Annotated in this window: 17 protein-coding genes and 1 riboswitch; of the genes, 8 read left to right on the top strand and 9 right to left on the bottom strand. The window is 48.7% G+C overall.

Annotated features, from left to right (window positions below):
- Nucleotides 1–80: 80 nt before the first annotated feature.
- Complete coding sequence (gene alr, locus AB3R30_RS18035) at nucleotides 81–1,274, bottom strand: alanine racemase (RefSeq protein WP_458650596.1); 1,194 nt, start codon at nucleotides 1,272–1,274, stop codon at nucleotides 81–83.
- Between the two features lie 174 nt (nucleotides 1,275–1,448).
- Here alr and AB3R30_RS18040 point away from each other — a divergent pair, with 174 nt between their 5' ends.
- The 3 genes from AB3R30_RS18040 (at nucleotide 1,449) to sixA (ending at nucleotide 4,308) form a co-directional block, all read left to right on the top strand.
- Nucleotides 1,449–1,946: an HNH endonuclease gene (locus tag AB3R30_RS18040; protein WP_458650597.1), complete on the top strand. Its 498-nt coding sequence runs from the start codon at nucleotides 1,449–1,451 to the stop codon at nucleotides 1,944–1,946.
- 347 nt (nucleotides 1,947–2,293) lie between these two features.
- The gene (locus tag AB3R30_RS18045) at nucleotides 2,294–3,586 is read left to right on the top strand and encodes a DHH family phosphoesterase (protein ID WP_458650598.1); all 1,293 of its coding nucleotides are present in this window, start codon (nucleotides 2,294–2,296) and stop codon (nucleotides 3,584–3,586) included.
- Nucleotides 3,587–3,738: 152 nt separating this feature from the next.
- A complete protein-coding gene (gene sixA, locus AB3R30_RS18050) occupies nucleotides 3,739–4,308 on the top strand; it encodes a phosphohistidine phosphatase SixA (RefSeq protein WP_458650599.1) in 570 nt (189 codons plus the stop codon).
- A gap of 14 nt (nucleotides 4,309–4,322) precedes the next feature.
- Here the strand turns inward: sixA and AB3R30_RS18055 are convergent, their stop codons facing one another.
- Nucleotides 4,323–5,276, bottom strand: coding sequence for a HetZ-related protein 2 (locus AB3R30_RS18055; RefSeq protein ID WP_458650600.1), 954 nt, complete (start codon nucleotides 5,274–5,276; stop codon nucleotides 4,323–4,325).
- Between the two features lie 304 nt (nucleotides 5,277–5,580).
- Nucleotides 5,581–5,703: a hypothetical protein gene (locus AB3R30_RS18060; protein ID WP_458650601.1), complete on the bottom strand. Its 123-nt coding sequence runs from the start codon at nucleotides 5,701–5,703 to the stop codon at nucleotides 5,581–5,583.
- 82 nt (nucleotides 5,704–5,785) lie between these two features.
- On the opposite strand from AB3R30_RS18060, the gene AB3R30_RS18065 reads away from it, so the two are divergent.
- The gene (locus AB3R30_RS18065) at nucleotides 5,786–6,289 is read left to right on the top strand and encodes a type IV pilin-like G/H family protein (protein ID WP_458650602.1); all 504 of its coding nucleotides are present in this window, start codon (nucleotides 5,786–5,788) and stop codon (nucleotides 6,287–6,289) included.
- A gap of 68 nt (nucleotides 6,290–6,357) precedes the next feature.
- Here AB3R30_RS18065 and thiC read toward each other — a convergent pair whose 3' ends face one another.
- Together thiC and AB3R30_RS18075 are read right to left on the bottom strand one after the other, a co-directional pair.
- The gene (gene thiC / locus AB3R30_RS18070) at nucleotides 6,358–7,731 is read right to left on the bottom strand and encodes a phosphomethylpyrimidine synthase (protein ID WP_458650603.1); all 1,374 of its coding nucleotides are present in this window, start codon (nucleotides 7,729–7,731) and stop codon (nucleotides 6,358–6,360) included.
- A 7-nt stretch (nucleotides 7,732–7,738) separates the two neighbouring features.
- Nucleotides 7,739–7,837, bottom strand: a riboswitch (TPP riboswitch).
- Nucleotides 7,838–7,902: 65 nt separating this feature from the next.
- The gene (locus tag AB3R30_RS18075; protein ID WP_458650604.1) at nucleotides 7,903–8,361 is read right to left on the bottom strand and encodes a hypothetical protein; all 459 of its coding nucleotides are present in this window, start codon (nucleotides 8,359–8,361) and stop codon (nucleotides 7,903–7,905) included.
- 297 nt (nucleotides 8,362–8,658) lie between these two features.
- On the opposite strand from AB3R30_RS18075, the gene AB3R30_RS18080 reads away from it, so the two are divergent.
- Nucleotides 8,659–10,257: a cation:proton antiporter gene (locus AB3R30_RS18080; RefSeq protein ID WP_458650605.1), complete on the top strand. Its 1,599-nt coding sequence runs from the start codon at nucleotides 8,659–8,661 to the stop codon at nucleotides 10,255–10,257.
- Here AB3R30_RS18080 and AB3R30_RS18085 read toward each other — a convergent pair.
- On the bottom strand, nucleotides 10,214–10,930 hold the full coding sequence (locus tag AB3R30_RS18085) for a potassium channel family protein (RefSeq protein WP_458650606.1): 717 nt from the start codon (nucleotides 10,928–10,930) through the stop codon (nucleotides 10,214–10,216). The genes AB3R30_RS18080 and AB3R30_RS18085 overlap by 44 nt on opposite strands.
- Before the next feature lie 189 nt (nucleotides 10,931–11,119).
- On the opposite strand from AB3R30_RS18085, the gene AB3R30_RS18090 reads away from it, so the two are divergent.
- Nucleotides 11,120–12,076 (top strand): pentapeptide repeat-containing protein, encoded by a 957-nt coding sequence (locus tag AB3R30_RS18090; RefSeq protein ID WP_458650607.1) that lies wholly within the window; start codon nucleotides 11,120–11,122, stop codon nucleotides 12,074–12,076.
- Between the two features lie 58 nt (nucleotides 12,077–12,134).
- Here AB3R30_RS18090 and AB3R30_RS18095 read toward each other — a convergent pair whose 3' ends face one another.
- Both AB3R30_RS18095 and AB3R30_RS18100 read right to left on the bottom strand, forming a co-directional pair.
- Nucleotides 12,135–13,955 (bottom strand): ABC transporter ATP-binding protein, encoded by a 1,821-nt coding sequence (locus AB3R30_RS18095; protein ID WP_458650608.1) that lies wholly within the window; start codon nucleotides 13,953–13,955, stop codon nucleotides 12,135–12,137.
- A gap of 225 nt (nucleotides 13,956–14,180) precedes the next feature.
- Nucleotides 14,181–15,365 (bottom strand): response regulator, encoded by a 1,185-nt coding sequence (locus tag AB3R30_RS18100; RefSeq protein WP_458650609.1) that lies wholly within the window; start codon nucleotides 15,363–15,365, stop codon nucleotides 14,181–14,183.
- A gap of 428 nt (nucleotides 15,366–15,793) precedes the next feature.
- On the opposite strand from AB3R30_RS18100, the gene AB3R30_RS18105 reads away from it, so the two are divergent.
- A complete protein-coding gene (locus tag AB3R30_RS18105) occupies nucleotides 15,794–16,702 on the top strand; it encodes an AAA family ATPase (protein WP_458650610.1) in 909 nt (302 codons plus the stop codon).
- A 71-nt stretch (nucleotides 16,703–16,773) separates the two neighbouring features.
- Here the strand turns inward: AB3R30_RS18105 and AB3R30_RS18110 are convergent, their stop codons facing one another.
- Nucleotides 16,774–18,759: a glycoside hydrolase family 10 protein gene (locus tag AB3R30_RS18110; protein ID WP_458650611.1), complete on the bottom strand. Its 1,986-nt coding sequence runs from the start codon at nucleotides 18,757–18,759 to the stop codon at nucleotides 16,774–16,776.
- 150 nt (nucleotides 18,760–18,909) lie between these two features.
- Here AB3R30_RS18110 and AB3R30_RS18115 point away from each other — a divergent pair, with 150 nt between their 5' ends.
- Nucleotides 18,910–20,040, top strand: coding sequence for an iron-containing redox enzyme family protein (locus AB3R30_RS18115; protein WP_458650612.1), 1,131 nt, complete (start codon nucleotides 18,910–18,912; stop codon nucleotides 20,038–20,040).
- Nucleotides 20,041–20,065 lie beyond the last annotated feature (25 nt).

The raw sequence follows: 20,065 nt of genomic DNA on the forward strand, positions 1-20,065 counted from the left end.
AAACTCAAAACTCAAAACTCAAAACTCAAAACTCAAAACTCAAAACTCAAAACTCAAAACTCAAAACTCAAAACTCACATTCATTTCACATCTAATGCAAACCCCGGCAAAGCCTGACCCACTGCGACTCGTGGTAAACGATGTTTAAAGCTGCAAAGAATTTCCCAGGAAATTGTGCCCAATGTTTCTGCCCAGTCATCTGCTGAGATGGATTCTTGACCATCGTGTCCCAAAATAGTAACAACATCCCCTTCTTGCAAATTGGGCACTTGGCTCACGTCTAGCATGAGTTGATCCATGGTCACGGCTCCAATTTGGGGCACGAGTTGCCCTCGAACGATCGCGTTCATTTGATTCGATAAATTGCGCGGAATCCCATCTGCGTAGCCAATACCCAACACCGCGATTGCCGTTTCGCGATCGGCAACAAACCGATGTCCATAGCTGACTCCGGTTCCTGCCTGAATGGTTTTTAGCTGAGTAATTCGAGCTTTCACTTGCAACACCGATTTGAGAGATAGAACTGATTTCAAGTGAGCCGCAGGATACAGTCCATACAGAGCTAGTCCAACGCGCACCATGTCGTAATGCAGTGTGGCATCAGTCAGAGTGCCAGCCGAGTTTGCTAAATGCAGTTTGGGCACTTTGACCCCAGCAGCTTTAATTTGAGCGATCGCGGTTTCAAATCTCTGCTGTTGCTGATGCACCACCCTGCGATCGAGGCTTTCTGCCGTGGCTAGATGGGAGTAGATGCTGGCGATCGCTAAGTTCGGTAGGCGCTGCACCAGTTGGGCAAACTCCATGGCGGCTTGCCAATCCGTGCCTAAGCGAGACATGCCCGTATCGAGTTTGAGATGAACCGATAACGGGGAGGTATTGAGGGTCGCAATCGTTTCGGCAAACACCAGTGCTTGTTTTGGCGTACAAAGGGTGGGTTGCAAATTCCACCGGGCGATTGCTCGAATTTGTTCGGGCGTATAGGTCGCACCCAAAATCAGAATGGGTGCCTGAATGCCCGACTCTCGCAGTTCAATCCCTTCAGGAATCGTTGCCACCCCTAGCCAGGTTGCCCCCGATTGCAAGGCAGCTTGGGCGATCGCGATGGAGCCATGCCCGTAAGCATCGGCTTTGACCACTGCCATCAATGCCGTCCGAGACTGAAGCAATCGTTTGATTTGGCTGACATTATGGGCGATCGCCGTCAAATCAATCTCCACCCAAGCTCGTTCTCGCTGCATTTTCGCCAAACTTGAGCTTTGCTCCCAACTCAACATAGTTTTCTCCTGAATTCACACCACATTCAATCTGTCGCATTCACTCCGCTGAAAGCAGGATAGATGTCCTTTGAAAATAGGTCAATCACACAGGTGTAGCCTCTCAGTAATTTCCTACCCTTCAGTCTTAGCTGTGTTAAACTTCATGAAAACCCTCCTAGCAACCGAATCCTGATGAGTAAGGTTCTGGTGCTTAATGCTTCCTACGAACCGCTAAATATTACTACCTGGCGCAGGGCGGTCGTGCTACTGCTCAAGGGCAAAGCGGAGCAAGTTGAACATAATGGTAAGTATATTTACTCCGGCTTTCCACTGCCTACGGTGATCCGGCTGCGTCACTACGTGCGTGTGCCTTATAAAGAGATTCCGCTGACTCGCAAGAATCTACTGCATCGGGATGGATATTCGTGTCAGTATTGCGGCTATAGCGGAGATAGCCTCACGTTGGATCACGTGATCCCGCGATCTCGCGGTGGCGGTGATAGTTGGGAAAACATCGTCACGGCTTGTGTGCGTTGTAATGTGAAAAAAGGCAACCGAACGCCCAAAGAAGCCAGTATGCCCCTCAGCATCGTCCCTCAGAAACCTTACAGTGGGCTTTATTTTGAGGTGACTAAGCATGTTAAGAATGGCTTAAACCAGGAATGGCGTAAGTATGTGATTGGGATGTAGTTTATGGGAGAAAATTCTCAGATATTTAGCTTTTTAAGCGATCGCAGTTTAAGGAACCCTAGCTATTTGTCTCTTTTGTAGGTTAATTGGCAAGTCACCATTCCGTAGTTTTGCTCTCAAAAGATTGCCCTAAAGATTCATGTAGTTTTCCCGTTTTTTTTGCGAAGATCAACATATGGATAGGTTAGGACATAAATATCTTTGAGAAATAAGAAATAGTTGTTGTCTTGACCTTACTGCTATCTGATAAAACGCTGTAATTCTTGGTTGATTAGTGACCAGAACGATCGCCTAGCATTTCTACTGCCATTGTCTAACCTACCCCTTACCTCAAACAACCTAATTCTGTGACAATTCGCAAAATTACCTCTAATAGTGTGTTAACCCCCTCAGAAGATGCTCAGCCAACAATTGCTGAACGGATTCCCGCTGGGCTTGATGCGGTAGAGCCGCTGCTTAAATCGCTGCATGATTCCCCTACTTATCGAACTCAACCGTCTTCCTACGATACCGCGCGATCGCGAGAGCAACTCCAGAAAGTAGAAGCGCTGCAAAAATCGTTGGAACGCCATCAGGGAGAACGCCAGCTAATTGTACTGCAAGATTTCCCTGATCCCGATGCTTTGTCGTCTGCCTGGACCTATAAGCTGATTGCCCAAAAGTATGACATTCAATGCGATATGGTCTACGCTGGCACCTTGAGCCATCAAGAAAACATCGCCTTGGTTAAACTCACGAGCCTACCTGTGCAGCGTTGGGCATTGCCCACGGTTAAAAACCGCAATTTGGCAGCCTATCAAGGGTGCGTTTTCATTGACAACCAGGGCACCACTAGCCAATTAACACCGTCTTTGGCAGAAGCCGATATCCCAATCGTCGTCGTGATTGATCACCACAGCGCTCAGGGTGATCTCAAAGCAGAGTTTATTGATATTCGCCCTTATACCCGCGCCACTGCCACGATCGTGACGCAATATTTACAAGCAGGGCTGCTGAATTTGGACAACAACTCTAGTGAGCATGTGAAGTGCGCCACTGCGTTGATGCACGGGTTGAGATCGGATACCAATGCGCTCAGGCAAGCTCAAGAAGAAGACTTTTTGGCAGCGGCTTATCTCAGTCGGTTTTACGATGCTCAATTGCTGAATGCGGTGCTGCAATCTTCCCGCTCCAAGCAGGTGATGGATGTGATTGAGCGATCGCTGAAAAATCGCGTCGTTCAAAACAACTTCTCCATTGCCGGAGTAGGCTATTTGCGGTATGACGATCGCGATGCCATTCCCCAAGCCGCAGACTTTTTGGTGACCGAAGAAAACGTCCATACCGCCGTTGTCTATGGCATTGTGCATGATGAGGACGAAGATCTAGAACTGGTGATTGGCTCCCTTCGCACGAATAAAATCACTCTTGATCCCGATGAATTTTTGAAAGAAGCGTTTGGTCAGGATTCTCAAGGACGCTTCTTTGGCGGTGGGCGATCGCAGGCAGGCGGCTTTGAAATTCCTCTTGGCTTCCTCTCTGGCTTTGCCGAAAGTGCCGACTACGCAAAAATGAAGTGGACTGTTTATGATACTCAAGTGAAACAAAAACTGTTGCGCTTGATTAATCCCGATCAGCACTATCGCAATGGCATGAGTTAAGCGTAAAAATCAGGGGCAAGGAATGAGAAAATTGGCGTTGCTGAATCTAGATATGAAATTCGTAGGGGCAATCCCTTGTGGTTGCCCTTATCCCAGCAAGGGTAGGCACAAGGCGCTACCCCTACCCATGAAAATCATGTCTGCATTCAGCAATGCCAGAAAATTTTCAAAAAACAGAAACCGCTTCTCGGCTAGTAGCCGCTTTATCAGTAAGCACAATGATTGAACTGTATTTAATTCGGCATGGGTTGGCAGGTGAATCTGGCACCTATACCCATGATGACGAACGTCCTTTAACCGAAGATGGCAAAAAGAAGACTCGCCTAGTTGCAAAGCGGCTAATAAGCTTGGGGTTACAGTTCGATCTGATCCTCACCAGCCCGCTAGTTCGCGCCAAACAAACCGCAGACATTTTAGTAGACGCTGGCTTAAGCGCCCACTTGCAACAAGTTGATTATCTAGCTTCTGGAACTATTACACCCTGGCTAGATTGGCTAGCAGATTGGCAGCCTAAAGAATCTAGCAATCAAGAACGCTTGGCGTTAGTTGGGCATGAGCCAAGCCTTAGCACTTGGGCAGAGTTACTAGCGTGGGGTGAAGTGAAAGGCGCAGTTGAACTTAAAAAAGCGGGAGTGATTGGTCTTTCGTTGCCCGAAACTGGATCTCCCATTGGGCGGAGTACTCTGTTTTGGCTGACTCCGCCTCGGTTTCTGTTAGGCTAGTGGGAAAAGTAAGATTAGGGAGCTTCTTTGTTACCTAGCCAAGCAGACACGAGATCCGCTTGGTTTTTGACAGCAAAAACTTTGGTGGCGTGATAGCTAATTTTTTCTCGGAGGCGATAGATCTGTTTCACATTTAGATCTAAAGCTTTTGAGATCGCTTCTTGAGATTGCCCTTGTAAATAAAGCCGGAGCCACGCGATCGCGTTGGGGTCTATCTGCTTTTCTTGCAAATAAGCTTCAAATCGGCATTGAACCGCATTGCGGGTTTCTTGCTGCTCTTGCAAAGCTTGGGCTTCTTGATATTCGGCAACAGCACGAGAATCAAGCAGACTGACCGAGCCTTCTGCTTCATCGGGGGCAATCTCATGGGACACGAGCCGAATAAAATCATTGGCAGGAACTTGGGTCATGCCGCCTTTTTGGGTGCGCCGCAGATAGTTGACAAAGCGATAGCAAAGCAGCGGTTGGTTGCGAATAGGACGCAAACAATATTCTTCGACGCTGGCTAGCAGTAGGGCATTTCTTAGGCGCGTGTCGCGGGTACATTGAGCTATCCAAGTAGCTTGCTGCTGCATATAGCGATCGCCTTGCAGTAGTTCTTGAATGACTTCCTCTAGCACATCTACTACACTGCGCTGGCGATCGCGAGACAGAGCAATCCAAGTGCGAATTTTGTTGCGAATCAGGAATAGGTTACTGAGGCGTTGAATCAGTCCTTTATACGCTCTCACCGGTGAAACATCGAGATACCGCTGCCGCAAAATGCGATAGCGATAGTCCATGGCTTGTTCAGCAATTTGCCGCTGGGTTGGAGTGAAGTCGTTTAAACGAGAGGGGTTTTCTCCAATCAGCCAATAGGCGATACTGTCACGATTGTTAGAGCTTTGTTCTGGTAGCTCTTTCGCCAATCGCGATCGCCATGTCTCTAAAAGTTCTTCAGCAAGTGTCATTTCGTCAGCTAACATCATAACGTTGCTGTCCTTCGGTTCTAATTTACCCTCGTTATCGAGTTTGCACTACAACCCCCATTCAACACACTCACCCGCATGGGTAAAATGCAGGATTGGACTGTAGACAAGAACCGTAGTAACAGCGCACCATTGCTTAGTTTGAGTGGATTATCTCCTATCCAGCAGATTAGCTGATAAAAAATAACACTAAGCTGCATTGTACTAACATATTGACTTTCTCTTAAACATTTCACACCTGCAACAACGCTGCTCGTATTACAGTGAGCGGTTCCTTTGGTTGCCATTTTGATGATGCTTGGCTCTAGTTATTCAACGCGCTCTTCAGGGTAAAAATCCCGGCTTCTATCATTCGGTGATAATCTTGAACAGAAATGCGACGTAGGGTAACCGTGCTGTCCATAGGCAATTCAAGCGTTTTTTCCACTGTATCGTACTCCTGTATCTTGCGTAATTTTGGTTCAAGTTCTGAAGAGATCATAACCAGCAAAACTAAAGGACATGGAAAAATGAACCCATCATCTAATAGAAAAAAAGGGCTACCCGTAATTGTTTGGATACTAATCGCCACTGGAGTGCTCTATGGATTTATTACTCTAGTGATCAAAGCCATTTCCTGTGGGTGTGCGCCTCCACCTGGCGCAGAACCTAGGCAGCATGTTGGAACGATGCTACGGGCAGAGCAGGCGTATTTTCTTGAGTATAGAAAATTTACCCCTTCCCTGAATGAGTTACAAGTTGGTATTCCGTCAGAATCAACCAACTATCGGTATGCCTTAACGCTGCAAGATGGCAGTCCTCAGCCAGTGATGATTACTGCCGTACCCAAGAAACCGGGACTAAGAAGCTATACCGGAGTTGTGTTTGCAAATGGGACTGGTCAAGCAGACATGACTGTTACGCAGATATGCGAAACGAAGCAGCCATCTCCCACGCCGCCGGTGATGCCTATTGCACCTCAAAATATTTCTGAACCCATTCCCTGCCCACCTGGTTCTCAACCTCTAAAGTAATTCAACAAATAAGCATCAATGGCACAGCGATCGCTCCCATAAAAAAAGCGATCGCCCTTCGCTGTAAATTAAACCGATGCTACAGGCTCTTTCGCCAAGAACTTCTCTAGTTCGGTTAAAGCATCGGCATCAACCTTGGTTTGCATAGGGCAGAATTTGGGACCGCACATCGAGCAAAACTCCGCCGTTTTGTAAATATCGGCGGGTAGCGTTTCATCGTGATATTCCTTCGCCCGTTCTGGGTCAAGGGATAGCTCAAATTGGCGGTTCCAGTCGAAGTTGTAACGAGCCGCAGACAGTTCATCATCGCGATCGCGTGCCCCCGGACGATGACGAGCGATATCCGCCGCATGAGCCGCAATCTTGTAAGCAATCAACCCATTTCGCACATCTTCCGCATTTGGCAAACCCAGATGTTCTTTAGGGGTGACATAACACAGCATCGCCGTGCCATACCAACCCGCCATTGCCGCCCCGATCGCGCTAGTAATGTGGTCATAACCCGGCGCAATATCCGTTACCAAAGGACCCAGTACATAAAACGGTGCTTCCGAGCATTCTTCCATCTGCTTCCGCACATTAAACTCAATTTGATCCATGGGCACATGCCCCGGACCTTCCACCATCACCTGCACATCGTGTTCCCAAGCTTTGCGGGTGAGTTGTCCCAAGGTTTTCAGTTCGGCTAGCTGCGCCTCATCCGACGCATCATGCTGACATCCAGGACGCAGGGAATCGCCCAAGCTAAACGACACATCGTACTTTTTGAAGATCTCGATAATGTCATTAAAGCTCGTATACAGCGGGTTTTGCTTGTGGTGATGCAGCATCCAACGTGCCAAAATGCCGCCTCCACGCGAGACAATGCCGGTAATGCGATCGCGCACCAGCGGCAAATGCTCAATCAAAATGCCAGCATGAATAGTCTGATAATCCACGCCTTGCTGAGCATGTTTTTCGATGATGTGTAGAAAATCATCAGCCGTCAGGGTTTCAATGTTACCGTGAACGCTTTCCAACGCCTGATAAATGGGCACCGTACCAATGGGCACTGAAGAAGCATTAATGATCGTGGTGCGAATTTCATCCAGGTTGCCGCCGCCCGTAGACAAATCCATCACCGTATCGGCACCATATTTGATGGCAAGATGCAGTTTTGCGACTTCTTCATCCATGTTGGAAGAATTGGGAGACGCGCCCAAATTCGCATTCACCTTACATTTGGACGCAATCCCGATCGCCATCGGTTCAAGATTTGGGTGATTAATGTTAGCGGGAATAATCATCCGTCCCCGCGCCACTTCCGCTCGAATCAATTCAGCAGGAAGCTTTTCCCGCTGCGCCACATAGCTCATTTCTTCTGTAATCACGCCTTGACGCGCATAGTGCATTTGAGACACGTTGCTCTGCCCATGCCGTTTAGCGATCCATTCTGTCCGCATATTGGTTCCCTCTAAATAACAGCTTCCCTCCGCCGGTATAACCCGGTCTCAGGTTCTCAGGGTGTATTCTCAGCCTGGAAAAATTCAGGCACCCCTAGCTTTGATGGCTAAAGCATACCATCCCCTATTTAGATGAACAGGCAAGGTTCCAAAAGGTTGAAGATTTGCAAATTATCGGTCTTGTTTAGTTTCGATTCCCAAACGATATTCTGCAACGACTTCATCCACGGTTGGGTTTGCTTTGCCTTTCGCGTTGATGAATACAACCGGAGCATCTCCCTTCATTAAACGATCCATCTGCTCCATAGCTCCAAAAATATCCTCCGTGGAATCGGAGTTCATCGAAATGGATTCGGTTCGACGGTAGGGAATGTTGAGCTTTGCTAAACTGGCGGCTAAGGTGCGCGCCCGAATTCCTTCAGGACGATCGCATTCAGGACCCACAATCAACACTTCACGAGCGATCGCGCCCTCTGGCATGGCAGCTTTGACAAAACCCGTCTGGTTTGCCGTTTGGCTAGCTGTGGTCGTGCGGCTAGTGGATTTAGCATAAACTACTGCCCCAATGATTGCCGCTTGTGCCGCGATCGCCAGACCAATAAGCGCCGAAATCTGAGTTGATCCTTTCATACTAATTCTGATGAAAACAACATGATTTTATGCTACTCAGCGCAAAGACAGGAAAGTGCGATCGTAGTCACAGTTCCTTCTTCATCTGCAATCGTGCCATCTCCTGAATCCTCACCCCATCTTCATCTAAATCAAATACCTAACCCTACGTGATTCTTGGCGTTTACCTTAATAGAATTATTTGAAACCCAACTATGAGACTATGGGTGCGATCGCAGACTATATCAAATGGGGTCTATAGACTCAAAAGGACAAAGTGCGTGTAGTAGTAGGCGATCAAGGATGGAATGGATCATAATGCAACAGCCTTCTTTGGGCAGCAATCCTGCTACAAACAGCCAAACAGCAGGAAACGTTCCTGAACTGGTGATTATCCTAATCATTCTGCTGCTGCTTGCCACCGCTGTGGCATTGATTACTCAGCGATTGCGAATTCCCTATGTGACAGGTTTGGTGCTGGCAGGTCTGCCCATTACGGAGATCTTGTCGCGCCAAATTGGGTTAGACCCATCCTTGGTATTAAATCTTTTTCTACCCATTCTGATTTTTGAAGCCGCGATCAATACGGATATCAGCCGTCTCCGCAGCACTTTTAAGCCGATCGCACTTTTGGCGGGTCCAGGCTCTATCTTTTCCTCAGCAATCATCGCGGTTCTAGTTAAATTTGGACTAGGGCTACCCTGGGTTCCAGCATTTTTGATCGGGGTCATTCTGGCAAACACCGACACTGTCTCGATGATCGCAGTTTTCAAAGAGATCCGAGTGCCTTCCCGTTTGTCCACCATTGTTGAAGGGGAAACATTGTTCAATGATGCGGCTGCCCTCGTTTTGTTCAATTTGGTTCTGGTCGTCTATGCTACCGGATCTCTCACTGTTTTTGAAGGCGTAAAGGAACTGCTGGTTGTCGCCCTGGGTGGGGCGATCGTGGGGGGCATCTTAGGCTACTTAAGCCTACCGATCTTTGTTCGATTAAATGACCCGTTGAGCAGCCTATTACTAACCGTTGCGCTGGCGTTAGGAACGTTTCAGATTGGGCAATTTTTGGGAGTGTCCGGTGCGGTGGCGGTGGTCATTACCGGACTGATTTTTGGTAATCTTGGGCTGGCTCACAGTTCGTCTGCTTCGGATCGCATCACCTTGCTCAGCTTTTGGGAATATGCCGGTTTTGGAGTCAACACGTTTATCTTTCTGCTGATTGGGATTGAAATTAACCCCGCTACGTTATGGAACGTTTTGCCATCCATTCTGCTTGTGATTCTGGCGTATCAACTGGGACGGATTCTCTCGGTCTATCCGTTGCTGGCAGGACTGCGCTGGTTCGATCGCGCGATTCCGCTACGCTGGCAGCATGTTCTGTTTCTAGGAAACATTAAAGGGTCACTCTCAATGGCATTGGCGCTGAGTATTCCGCTGACAATGCCAGGACGAGACACCATCATTGCGCTGGTTTTTGGTGCCGTTCTATTCTCCCTCGTCGGACAAGGATTAAGCTTACCCTGGCTAGTCAAACGACTACAGATTAGCAAGGTTTCTGAGGTCATGCAAGAAACGGGACAGTTGCAAATTCAATTGATTGCCTCTAAAGCGGCTCAAGATGAGCTAGATAGTTTGCTGAGATCAGGAGTGCTGCCGAAGGCGGTTTATGAGGAGTTGTGGGCATCCTATCAAGCGCGAATCGCCCAGTCTGAGAAAGTGCTGCGTGATCTTTACAATCGGCATCGGGCAGGTCAGTTGGAGGGCGATCGCAAGGGGTTAGATGCGATTCGACGGCGCTTGCTCTTAGCCGAAAAGGGCGCTGTTAGTGATGCCCTTCGCAAACGCATCGTCCCAGAAGATCTGGTTCAGCCCTACATCAAAGAGTTGGATGAGAAACTTCTAACGTTGGAAGATGACTAGCATGGATGCCGAGGTAATCAATCATGGGGTGAACCATCTCTGGGCGGGTGACGACTAGGATCGTAGAGCCTGCTTCAAGCACAGTACTGCCGTTGGGAATCTCCAAATTGCCATGAGCATGGCATTGATACCCAATGATCAGCGAACCCGTGGGAAAGCGCGGGTCTTGTGCAATTTGGGCAACGGTTCGACCTGCCACATAACAATCGCCCGGAACAGGCAGCTTTAAGACCTCAACTTGTCCTTGCTCAAAATGCATCATGGATTCGACTTGAGGGTATTCAATCGCATTGACCATCGTGGTGACTGCCAAATCAATCGTGCTAATGATGTGACTCGCTCCGGCAAGACGATAGGCTTCCCAAAATTCGCGATCGCGCATCCGTACCACAATATGGGAAATTCCATAGCTTCTAGATAGGGTAATCAATGCCAAATTCAAGGCATCATCCCTCAGTGCCGCAATCACCGCGTTAGCTTGTCTAATTCCCGCTTCCAGCAGAACCGTGGTGCTGACTGCACTACCCTCAAATGCCATCACCCCAATTTTTTCACGCACAAAGCGACAGGCAAGCGGATCAGCATCAATAATAGCGATCGTATGACCCAGGTTTAATAACTGCTGAGCTAAACCCAGCCCCATCATTCCGGCACCCCCAATTAATACGTACATGACTGTCTATCACTCCCAAAACGAACATTACAGACTTATCACGATAGACCCATTGAGTAGCTTGAGATCGGAAAAGGAGCCACGAATATGCAAAACGGTTGGTTCCGATTCTATATTCACTGGGAACACTGAACTAAGTAGGTTCTGCAAGAACTATGACTGTTCCGCACGGCAATTAGGGGTGACCAGATGGCAAACGAGGGGCACCTTGCAATCGTGAAGCAAGGAGTAGCAAACTGGAACGAGTGGTCGCAGGACAATCCAAAAATTGTTCCTAACCTTGAAGGAGCCAACCTTAAAGCAACCAATTTAAGAGAGATCAACCTTTATAAAGCCGAGTTGCGCGAGGTCAGCTTTAGCCAAGGTGATCTCAGCATGGCAAACCTGGAGGGAGCCAATCTGGGAATTGCGGTATTGGAGAGAGCCACACTCTATACAGCCGTTTTGTATAGGGCAAACTTACGGGAAGCCAATCTTTACAAAGCCGATCTCAGAGAATCTGACCTCAGCCAAGTTGACCTCAGCATGGCAAATCTGCGCGAGGCAAATCTATGTACAGCCTTACTAGAAGGAGCTATTCTCTATACTGCCATTTTGCACAAAGCAAATTTGTGGGAAGCCAGTCTCTACAAAGCCGATCTGCGTGAAGCAGATTTCAGCATGGCAAATTTGCGGGAGGCAAATCTTAGTTTGGCAAACCTGAGCATGGCAAATCTTTGTATGGCGAACTTGGTAGGAGCCACTCTCTACGCTGCCAATTTAGGCGGAGCCAACCTGAATTTGGCAAACCTCTGCATGGCGAATCTTTTGGGGGCAAGTTTGCATCGGGCAACGTTGGTAAGTGCAACCCTGATTGGAGCTAACCTCTACAAAGCGAGTTTAGTAGAGGCAAATCTTCGTAAAGCAGATCTCCGAGAAGCGACATTGAGTTTGGCAAATTTAACAGACGCAAACCTCCATTCGGCAAATCTCAGTCGGACAAACCTCCGAGATGTTAATTTGCAGGGCGCTAATTTAAGCCTAGCTAATTTATCAGAGGCAAACTTGCACCGCGCTAATTTGAAGGGATCAAAGATAAATGGCGCTAATTTAACTGGAGCGTGTTTAAGAGAGGCGATTTTGCCCGATGGAACGGTGCATGAGTGAGGAATGGCGAGTGGCGAATTTAAAACTCAAAATTCACAACTCAAAACTTAAGCATAGTTTAGGTTTCCAACATTTGCAGGTGATAGAGGCTGGCGTAGAGTCCATTTTGGGCGAGGAGTTCTTCGTGGCTCCCCGATTCAACCAGTTGTCCTCGTTTGAGAACAAGAATGCGATCGCACTGGCGAATGGTACTAAGGCGGTGAGCGATGATAATTGCCGTTCGTCCTTTGAGTAATCGGTCTAAGGCATCTTGCACCAACGCTTCTGTGCCTACGTCTAGACTGGCGGTGGCTTCGTCTAGCACCAAAATTTTGGGATCGCGGATGGCAGCACGGGCAAAGGCTAGCAGTTGTTTTTGCCCAGCGGATAGGTTGGTGCCCCGTTCTCGCAGCGGCGTATCGTAGCCTTGGGGCAACTGTTCGATCAGGCGATCTACGTTGGTATTTTGCGCCGCTGCTTGAATCTCTTCAAACGAATAGGTTTCACCCAGCGTAATATTACTTTTCACATCGCCAGCAAAGATAAACCCATCTTGCAAAATTACGCCCATGTGACGGCGCAACTCTGTTTGGGGCAACTCGCGCACATCAATGCCATCGATCAAAACCGTGCCTTCGGTTGCTTCATAAAGGCGAGTCAGCAAGCGAATGATCGAGCTTTTTCCGGCACCTGTGGGACCGACTAATGCCACTTTTTCACCAGGATGAATTGTGAAATTTAGATCTTTCAAAACCGGATCTTCTGGCTTATAGCCAAACCAGACTTGATCAAACTGAATCTTGCCGGTTTCAGTATCGGGATGGGCATATAACGTTTTGGGGTTGGCAATATCCCGAATTTCGATCGGTTCGCTCATAATGTCGTTGACCCGTTCGATCGCCGTCAATCCTGCTTGAATCGCTGTGAATTTTTCAGCAAACTGACGCAATGGATCAAATAAGCGTTGGGCATACAAAATAAATGCCGTTAAAGCGCCCAAACTCAATTGATTACCCGTAATCAGCAAACTACCAGCCCACAGAACTCCGGCGATCGCCACCAGTGAAATCCACTCCAGCGTTGCCGAAATTGCCGAATCATGAAAAATCGTCTTATCCACCTCTTTGACATATCGCTGATTAACTTGGCGAAAGAGTTGGGAGTTGAACTCTTCGCGGCGAAATAGCTGCACAACTCCAATTCCCACAATATTTTCTTGCAGCATGGAATTGAGCGCAGAAATTTCTTCGCGGGCGCGATAGTTTGCTTTGCGAAACTGTTGCTGAAAATAGATAATCAGTGCCGTCACCGGAATTAGCATCACCACTAACAACAACGCGAGTTGCCACTGCAACAAAAACATCAAGACGGCAATCACCAGGATGGAGAATAGATCGCCAATAATCCCGATCGCCCCCGTCGAAAACACATCCCCCAACGACTCCACATCACTCGTTAAGCGGGTAATCAGCCGCCCAACCGGAGTCCGATCGAAAAAGCGCATTGCCAGCGATGTCACATGAAAAAATAAATCCGTCCGAATATTTGCCGTAATGCTTTGCCCAACCTGCTGCACCAAAAAGCCCTGCCAAGCATCCAAAAAGACGCGCGCCACCAACGTCGCTAATAGCAACCCTGACAAAATGTTGATGCCCGTCGTTAGCGGCACCGTTTGCAAAAACTTTAGCCAGGTAGGCTCTTGTTTAACTAGCGAAATGGCATCTCCCACTAGGATCGGCTGAATCGCTCCGGCAAGGGAGGCAGGCACAAGCAGCAGCAGCGAAAATAGGAGTGTGCGGCTATTTTGTAAACCGTAAGGAATCAGACTTTTAAAGAGCCGCCAATCCGTTTCTCGTTTTGCGCGGTAGCTAGAATTCCTCGGTTGAAGTGGAGCAGTCATTGGGCAAATCAGCAGGATGCTATAGAGAAATTTCTTTCTCACTGTAACCCTTTGGGAAGCTAGGAAGAGTGAATCGAGTGCATCTCAGTTTAGCAAGTTGACCCTCATCCCCCAGCCCCTTCTCCCAAAATAGGAGAAGGGGAGCAAGATTCAAAGTCCCTCTCCCGCTCTGGGAGAGGGACTTAGGGTGAGGGCTACAAATGTGGGATGCACCCGAGTGAATGCCTATTTCTGCTCTTCCCAACATTGACAGGTGACTATCTCAGGGTTAGACATCACGGATTGCAAATGCTGCCGAACAAGATTCAACAAGGCTTGAGGTTCAGGCGGCTTGCTCAAAAAATCTGATGCCCCGACTAATTTGGCACGGGTGCGATCGATAAAACTGCTTTGGCTCGTTAATACAATAATGGGAGTGTTTTGAAAAATCGGCGTTTTGCGGAGAAAAGCACACAGGTCATAGCCATTTGCATTGGGCATAACCAAATCTAGAAAAATTAAATCAGGTTTGGTTTTGCTTAAAGTGCCGATACCGGATAAAGGCTCCTGGATTTTTAACACTCGATAGCCCGCAGGTTCCAAAATATTGGCAAGAAATTGACCCACGGTGGGGCTGTCATCCACGCAGGCAATTAGAGGACGGGCAGCCTGACTTTTGGCACCATTTGCGCGCAGATCAGTAAATGGATGGGGCAAGTCCGCCACTTCCTCTAGGGCGATCGCGCCTCGCTGAACCCACGGCAACAAAAATCGTGTGATTGTGGTCACGGGTCGCCGAGCATAGCAGGCAATATCCCACAGAGTATAGCGTCCGGTTAAAAATGGGCGCAGGTTAGCAGGCAATGTCGCGGCATTTGCCAACTCCGAGGAAACTCTCCTTAATACGGGCGATTGGTAAGGATTGAGCGACTCTAACTCCAACGATTTCCAACTTTTCCAAAGCTGCCGCGATCGCTGAAGCACCCCTTCTACATCGGTCGAAGAAAGCAGCAACCCTAACGCCGAATTATCCTTCAATGCAAATCGCTGCACCGCTGACCACTCAGTCGCCAACGCCGGATTGCTCACCCAAGCAAACAGCACCTCCTCTAAGCTAATCTTGATTACCCCTTGCGCCTGCTGCATACTCAACTGATTTTGGGCAACACTTTGACTCAACAATTGATATTCCCAAGGTTCCCCCATTGGCATCACACTTGGCACATAGTCGGGGCATTGCTGCTTCATGGCTCGTCGCCAGCGCCGCACTTGATGGAGATTGCCAGTCGCATAAACCAATCGACCATGGAAAAAATAGAGCCTCCACGACTGATGATCAGTCCCAATCTGCAACTCTCCTGTAGCACGCTGCTGGCTGATGGAAGCAAGAGTACGGACAGTATTAACGTAGGCAATTGAAAAAGAGGACATTCCTAAAGACACCTATGATTGATAACTGAACGGGTTGATCACACTGCCCTTATTCAACTTTTCCGATCCATAGTCGATTCATCTATACTGGTTACGCTAAATTTCATCGTTTAGCTTCATTCAGTAAAGTAAGTAAGACGGATGCAAATACGAATAACTTAAAGTCTTGGGTTTAACAAGGCGCTTAAGCCCCCTATAGCGTGATTAATGTTATAAGTTCCGACTAGTGAATAAAATATGTTTTCCTCTTATCCTTGTGTCAAGAGTGCCCAGGTTTTTTAAGAACTCGCTATTTATCTCCCGGTTCACACAGTACATGTCCCTCAATTTTTTGCACTAGTCATTCACTCTCACAAATCCAGCCATTTCGCCACAACGAAGGGCACACTAGAAAAGAGATTTACTGTCCTGTAATGAGCGGAGATGGCATGAGAGATCGGATTGAGCGATTAACCGAAAACCTGGGTCAAGTGATTGTTGGCAAATCCGATGCAATTCGGTTGGTGCTAGTGGCGCTGCTTTCTGGCGGTCACACCCTGCTAGAAGACGTTCCTGGAGTGGGTAAGACGCTATTAGCTAAATCTCTGGCGCGATCGATTGATGGCAAGTTTCAACGAATTCAATGTACGCCGGATTTGCTACCCACCGACATCACTGGAACCAACATTTGGAATCCTCGAACGGGGGAGTTTGAATTTTTGCCGGGTCCCGTATTTGCCAATGTGGTGCTTGCGGATGAAATCAACCGAGCCACTCCCCGCACCCAGTCGGCATTGTTGGAAGTGATGGAAGAGCAGCAGGTGACGGTAGACGGTAATTCTCGGTTGGTGCCCACGCCGTTCTTTGTAATTGCGACCCAAAACCCAGTGGAATACCAAGGCACCTTTCCGTTACCCGAAGCGCAAATGGATCGGTTTGCTCTGTCTTTGTCCTTGGGGTATCCCTCCGAAACCGAAGAATTGCAAATGTTGGAACGACTTCAGCTAGGCACTATTTCTAAAGATTTGCAGCCCTGCATTTCGCTGGATGAGGTGAAGGAACTGCAACGATTGAGCGCCCAGGTGAAGGTAGAAGCGTCTTTACAGCAGTATGTTTTGAACCTGGTACGAGCCACTCGTGAAGATGAGGAGATTACTTTAGGAGTGAGTCCTAGAGGCACCATTACCCTCCAACGAGCAGCTCAGGCATTGGCTTTTTTGGACGATCGCGACTATGCCATTCCCGATGATGTGAAATATCTGGCGCCCCATGTGCTGGCGCATCGGATGATTCCCGCCGGAGGACGCAGAGCCAGAGCGATCGTCGATCGCTTGTTGAATTCGGTAGCAATTCCTTAACAGGGGGTTTTGAGTTTTGAGTTCTAAGTTTTGAGTTTTGAGTTCTTTCTTCACCCATCCACTCCTCCACCCTACGACACTGTAACCACAACAGCAGCACTCTCCCCGGCAAGCCGATTAACCGCGCTAAGGGCGTAGGTTCCGGGGGAAGCGATCGTCTCTCTGACACTGGCTGGCAAAATCTGTTTAAGTATCCACTGATCACCCGTTTTCTGATAGAGCGTCCACGATCGCACGTCTGGGGGGGCTGGGTTCCAGGTGAGTTTGCCAGCGGTGGCTTTGAGTCCGCTGGGTAGGGCGGGCGTTGATGAGGTCAGCCAGGGGATGGTGGGGGCAAGAGCGGGAGTGCGATAGGTGACGGTGCGGAAGCGATCGCCTACGCCTTGGCGATTTTGGGTGATGGCATCCATGCTGAAGAAGACATTGCCGAGTACGAGCTTTGGCGTGAGTTGCCGAGTGATGTCGATTTGGCGATCGATTTCTGCCAGTTCCCAAGCTTTGCCATCCAGTTGTGCCAAATTATTGCCGGGGTAGAGGTGCCGCTGCTTGGGGTTATTGGCTGCCCACCAGTTCAACAGCACGGGATAGCTTTGATTGGGTGCATCAATTCGCCAATAAAGCTGAGGCGACAAATAATCAATCCAGCCCTGCTGCAACCATTTGAGCGAATCAGCGTACAACTGTTCGTAGGCATCCAATCCTTGAACAGAGGGCGGCTGACCGGGGCGGTAGATGCCAAAGGGACTAATGCCAAATTTGACGCTCGGTTTGGCAGCCCGAATGCCAGTCGCCAATCGCTGCACCAGTCGATTCACATTGTCTCTGCGCCAATCGGCTAAAGTTAACGTGCCACCTGCGCGACGATAGGCTTGATAGGTTTTGTCATCGGGAAAGGTTTGCCCCGCGATCGGGTAGGGATAAAAATAATCATCCAGGTGAATGCCATCTACGTCGTAGCGCTTGACCACATCCAAAATCACGTTGTAAGTGCGGTCTTGCACCACTTTCGCGCCTGGATCCATCCAAAGTTGGTTGCCCCAAACATAGACGACATCCGGGTTAGTAACCGCCAGATGGGGAGCCGCATTCACAGTTTGCCGTGAGGTGCGGGCACGATAGGGATTAAACCAAGCGTGAAGTTCGATGTTGCGCTGGTGGCACTGGGCGATCGCAAATTCCAATGGGTCATACATCGGATTGGGCGCTTTGCCTTGGGTTCCGGTTAACCAATGGCTCCAAGGTTCCAAGGACGATCGGTAAAGCGCATCTCCTTCGGGGCGAATCTGAAGCACGATCGCGTTAAAGTTCATTGCCTGGAGGCGATCGACCAAGGCAATAAATTCGGCTTGCTGCTGCTGAGGGGTTAACCCTGCCTGCGATGGAAAATCTTTGTTCCAGACAGAAGTCACCCAAACCGCCCGAAACTCACGAGTATGGCTGACTTTCACCGTTTGACTTGGCTGCCAGCGGACGATCGCGCTAGAGGCGATCGCGGGAGCCTGTTGCAATGCCACCAAACATTGATAGACAAAGGCTGCCATTTCAGCGCGAGTCGTGGGCTGAGTCGGGCGCAACCGCCGCAGAGACGGATAGTTGACCACAATGCTATTCACTGTTGCCGTGGCGATCGCGGTTGTGGCATAGCCTGGAATTTGGGCAGCATCTTCGTATAATTCCGCGAGTGGCACGGAAATAGTCGTCGATAGCTTTAAGCCACTAATCAACGCTGCCAAAGTCTGCGATCTTGCGATCGATTCAGTTGGGCGAAACAAACGTCCGGGATAGCCACTCATAAACCCGGTTTCATATGCCCAGCGAATGGCACCCGCCGCCCAATAACTTGCTGGCACATCTAAAAAGGGCTGGTAGGGACGAATCGGCGATCTCGGAAAAGTAGCTTGCAACACGATCGCGAACTCTGCCCGACTCACCGCTTGCTCTGGTCGAAAACTGCCATCTGGGAAGCCTCGCACAATTCCCCGCTGCGCCAATGCTTCAATAAACGATCGCGCCCAGTGGGTTTGAATATCTGGAAATTTCGCTGAAAACGCAGTCATGCAGCAGGCACCCACACTGAAGTTTTATAGACCCAAATATTAAACTCCCATTTATACCTTTAGATTGAGCAATTTCCCTCCTGGGAAGATGTATTTTGGTAAGAGAATTAATGAAGATGTAAAAGAAAATACAAATAATAAAAGAAATCTATGCAGGGCAGCTTAGTGACACTTTTGGAAACAGCGCGAGTGATTCCTCAGCCTTTGGAAACTCAGCTAAAAAACGATTCCTACTATGAAGCAGAACAAGCCTTTAGTACGCTGCTTGAAGCTGAAGACTTAGACAGAAACCTACAGAATTATTCCTCAGCCGTGAATACTTTTGAGACTGCCCTGTCTGCTGCATTGATAGCCGCCTACAATTCTGGTGAACAGTCGGACATAGACCATCGTTTTATTCAGCGAGTTTTGTATCGCATTAATCGCCTCAATCTTTTTTGGTATGACGATTTGCGGAATTATGCGAACGAGCGATCGCCCTACTTGCACAAAATACGGGATCAAATCGAGACGGTTTGGCAACAGTGGGAACTGGAAAATTTTGATCTTGAAGCCTACAAGACCCTGGACGTAAAACAGGCACTTTTGGATCGCTTTGCAACTGATCTTGAACCGCCGCTATCAACCGATGCCCGCTATATGCGAGAGCAGATGGCTTTTGAGGGATACCGCTATCTACTTGCGATCGCTTCCTTCGATGGATTGATTGAAGCCAGCCGTTTATCTCGTATCTTGGGCGGTGCCGCCAATGAAGTGCAAGCAACGCTAACCAAAGTACTGCTGGAAGAGTATGGCAACGGTCGCCTTTCTCGCAAGCACTCCACCTTTTTTGCTCACATGCTGACCGAACTAGGACTCAGCATTCAGCCAGAAGCCTACTTCGACTTGGTGCCCTGGGAAGTGTTGGCAAGCATTAACCACAACTTTTTACTCACGGAATGTAAGCGTTATTTTCTACGCTACAACGGCGGATTAGCGTATTTTGAAGTGGCAGGACCCGCTGCCTATCGCACCTATCTCGCGGCAGCCCAACGGCTCCAACTTTCGGATGCGGCGATGGGCTATTGGGATTTGCATGTGAAAGAAGACGAGCGCCACGGGCGCTGGATGGTGCAGAACGTAACGATACCTCTCACAGAAATGTATAGGGCTGAAGCATGGCAAATGATTTTGGGGTATGACCAGGAAAAAATGATGGGCGATCGCGCCAGTGAAGCGGTTGTGCGCGTGATTCGCCAAGGTGAATATACTCAACCCTTACCCATAATTTCAATCGAATAGCCGAATTGATCAATGGGTTGGGCAA

Origin of the sequence: Sivoneniella epilithica UHCC 1019 (assembly GCF_040830845.1) — a bacterium.
Taxonomy (GTDB): domain Bacteria; phylum Cyanobacteriota; class Cyanobacteriia; order Leptolyngbyales; family Leptolyngbyaceae; genus ULC077BIN1.